The organism is Prosthecobacter fusiformis (assembly GCF_004364345.1).
In the GTDB taxonomy this organism is placed as follows: domain Bacteria; phylum Verrucomicrobiota; class Verrucomicrobiia; order Verrucomicrobiales; family Verrucomicrobiaceae; genus Prosthecobacter; species Prosthecobacter fusiformis.
Window position 1 is genome coordinate 1 of sequence record NZ_SOCA01000029.1, and the last position, 2,882, is coordinate 2,882.

Annotated in this window: 3 protein-coding genes; 2 read left to right on the forward strand and 1 reads right to left on the reverse strand. The window is 55.9% G+C overall.

Translation table 11 applies throughout. The features are described 5' to 3' along the window. Window positions 1-157 precede the first annotated feature (157 nt). The gene (locus tag EI77_RS23160) at window positions 158-1,342 is read right to left on the reverse strand and encodes a serine hydrolase domain-containing protein (RefSeq protein WP_166647472.1); all 1,185 of its coding nucleotides are present in this window, start codon (window positions 1,340-1,342) and stop codon (window positions 158-160) included. A 311-nt stretch (window positions 1,343-1,653) separates the two neighbouring features. Between EI77_RS23160 and EI77_RS23165 the strand changes: the two genes are divergently transcribed. Together EI77_RS23165 and EI77_RS23170 are read left to right on the forward strand one after the other, a co-directional pair. Further along, complete coding sequence (locus EI77_RS23165; protein ID WP_133797691.1) at window positions 1,654-1,959, forward strand: hypothetical protein; 306 nt, start codon at window positions 1,654-1,656, stop codon at window positions 1,957-1,959. An 81-nt stretch (window positions 1,960-2,040) separates the two neighbouring features. Beyond that, entirely contained in the window at window positions 2,041-2,532 is a 492-nt protein-coding gene (locus EI77_RS23170) for an HNH endonuclease (protein WP_133797692.1), read from the forward strand. Window positions 2,533-2,882: the final 350 nt, after the last annotated feature.

Consider the following 2,882-nt stretch of genomic DNA (forward strand, 5'->3'; position numbering starts at 1 on the left):
ACTGGATCGCCTAGCGGAGACGGCTGGGGACCAGGCCGGGAAGGTGCTGGGGAGTATGAAACATGGGGACGCGCCTAACCAAAAGCAGGTGACGCGCGCAGAGGGGGATGCACCTGCATGACCGGTTTAGTCTCGACTGAGTCAACTAGGCTCCGACTTATTTTGCCTTGCGCTTCTTCTTGGCCACGGCCGGGGGGCTGACTTCGATATGGGCGGCTTCCATGACGAGGTGCTGGAAGGTGTCGCGGGGTTTGCCGCTGTCGGGGACGAGGACGTTTTGCACCAGATACACGGTGACGATGCCGCTGGCGGGGTCCACCCAGCCATTGGTGGCAAACGCGCCGCCGTGGCCAAAGCTGCCCACAGGCATGGCGGAGCAGATGCGCTGGTCGGGCTGGTTCATCTGCCAGCCACAAGCGTAGGTGAGCGGCTTGCCACCGGCGGTGACGGGCGTGGTCATGTCCTGGATGGCTTTGGCGGAAAGGATGCGCACACCGTCCAGCTCACCCCCGGCGGCGATCATGGAGTAAAACCGGCCCATGTCCGCTGCGGTGGAAAAAAGGCCGCCGCCTGGCTCTGGCGCGCGGTTTACTTCCGCATCATCGGTCAGGAAGGGGTTGTAGGCAGGTGTCAGTTCCTTGGTTTCCTCATCCATCGTGTAAGTGCGGGCGATGCGCTGGCGCTGCGCCTCCGTGGGGCGGAAGGAGGTGTCCTTCATGCCCAGTGGCTCAAAGATGCGCGTGCGCATAAACTCCGCGTAGTCCATGCCGGAGACCGCCTCAATGATGCTCCCGGCGACGGAGGGGCCAAAGCCGTATTCATAATCACTGCCCGGCTGGAAGGCCAGAGGGGCCTTCAGCAGTGTGGCCGTGTAGCTCTTCAGCGACATCGCTCCGTCCGTGGCCTTGCGCGGTGGAAAGGCGATGCCTGCGGTGTGGCTCAACAGCAGGCGCAGGGTGATGGGTTTTTCCGGCGCGCTGCCATCCGCCAGCTTCATTTCTGCCAGCGCAGGCAGCCACTTGGAGGCGGGGTCATCCAGCGTCAGTTTCCCCTCATCCACCAGGATCATCACCGCTGTGGCATTCACCGATTTTGTCATGGAGGCGATCCAAAACAGCGCGTCCTTTTCCATCGGCCTGCCCTTGCCGATGTTGGCAAAACCAGCGGCTTCATGATGCACCACCGTCCCCTTTTCCATCACCAGTGTGACGATGCCTGCGGCTTGCTTGGCCGCGATGGCTTTCTCCATGGCCGGTTTGATGGCGGCCAGCTTTGTAGTGTCCAGGGCCGGGAGGAGATTTGGGAGTAGGGCGAGGGAAAGGAGAAGGAGGGAGCGGAGCATGGGGGTGGAAAACGATGGCAGGCAGGGGGCTGTTACAGACAAGATGAATTCGTTGTACAAGCTGTGTAAGGGCCAGTGTGGTTTGCAACAAAGCCCGGACGAGATCCATAGAGCCTGATCCAATCTTTCGATAACTCTATTGAGCGGCGTGATGCTACGAATTATTCCTGACCTCATACCACCCAAATACTTGCCGGACATTTAACGGTTGATAACGCCGAGGCCTGCTGTTCATGGGTAGTGTTTGCATTGAGAAAAGGGATCACTACCGACCATAATACCCTATGATAAACTTAGCGACTGTCTACCCAATGAACAACTGGCTACTGTGGCTGTATTTGCTTGAACAAGCGTATTGGTGGCTTTGGGTGATCCTCCTCACCGGTTGCTTCCTTGCTTTCTTCAAATCGCAACGGCGATTGGTCGGCTGGATCGGGTGGACCACGGCGGCTATCATTTTGGTTCCCTACTGCTTTTTGTTCAGAGAGGGAATCTCCGTTGGAATTTCCAGCCGGGAGGAGCTGAAATACATTATTGCTGTAGTTTTGCCTCCGCTTGTGTCCATCACCTTGATTTTCATTGGAAGACGCAAACTCTCCGCCCCCCAGACAGAATGAGTCAGTCTCGTGCTGTCGAATCCAGGCTCCTTGATTTCTAAGGGTGGGTGGGAAATAGTGGATGCGGCAGGAAAACCCACTATGAAACATACCGTCACTGATGCAGCGGTTCAGGAATATGCTGAGCGCCTCCGTAAAAGCGTACCACTGGGGAATTTATTCCCAGGGAAAATGTCCGATTGTGAATTCACACCGGAGCAACGGGAGGTCATTCGCAGTGCCAGGGTCGAAAGCAAAGCGATGAGCAAGATCATCCAGGGAGAGGCTACAAAAGAAATACCTCCGGTAACGATTGAACCGGTCAAGGCAGAGGCAAAAGAGAAGCCGCTCACCAAGTTGCGCAAGATGCTCTACTTGCAGGGAGGGCGCTGCTTTTTTTGCAGTCAGTTGTTGTTAGAAGAGGAGGCCAGCATTGAGCATCTGCTACCGATCTCCCTTGGAGGACAGCGAATTGAAAGCAATGAAGTTGTTTGCCACAAATCACTGAATGAAACTTTCGGGCATCTGGATTTGAAACGGAAAGTGGAATTTATTATCCGCTCATCAGGCTCTCTGAAATGCCCCAAAAATTAAAACCCCTGGCTCTCGGGTGAACCAGGGGTTGAATGATTGATTGTTAGGCAGGCTACTTTCCGGCGGAGCGCACTTCGTTGACGAACTCTTCGATGAGGTCCATGGCTTTGACGATGAGGTCGGGCAAATGGGGGCGGAGGGTGCGATAGGTGACAACCATGATGATTCACTATTCACCCAATGCTTATCCTGCCGTGCAAGTGCGGTGCGGTGCATGTCTGATCGATTCCACAAGCCCAAGGGGCTGCCGTCCCTAGCCCAGCAACTGTGTGGTTACGCAAAGGTAATTTTGTCGTTTTTTAGGGCGGCGTTAAGCAGGACCAATAGCTTTCTGGCCACCGCAGTGAGAG

Bases quoted from the DNA above. Each gene is read 5' to 3' on its own strand.
- EI77_RS23165 (WP_133797691.1), top strand. From the start codon at position 1,654: ATGAACAACTGGCTACTGTGGCTGTATTTGCTTGAACAAGCGTATTGG.
- EI77_RS23160 (WP_166647472.1), bottom strand. From the start codon at position 1,342: ATGCTCCGCTCCCTCCTTCTCCTTTCCCTCGCCCTACTCCCAAATCTC.
- EI77_RS23170 (WP_133797692.1), top strand. From the start codon at position 2,041: ATGAAACATACCGTCACTGATGCAGCGGTTCAGGAATATGCTGAGCGC.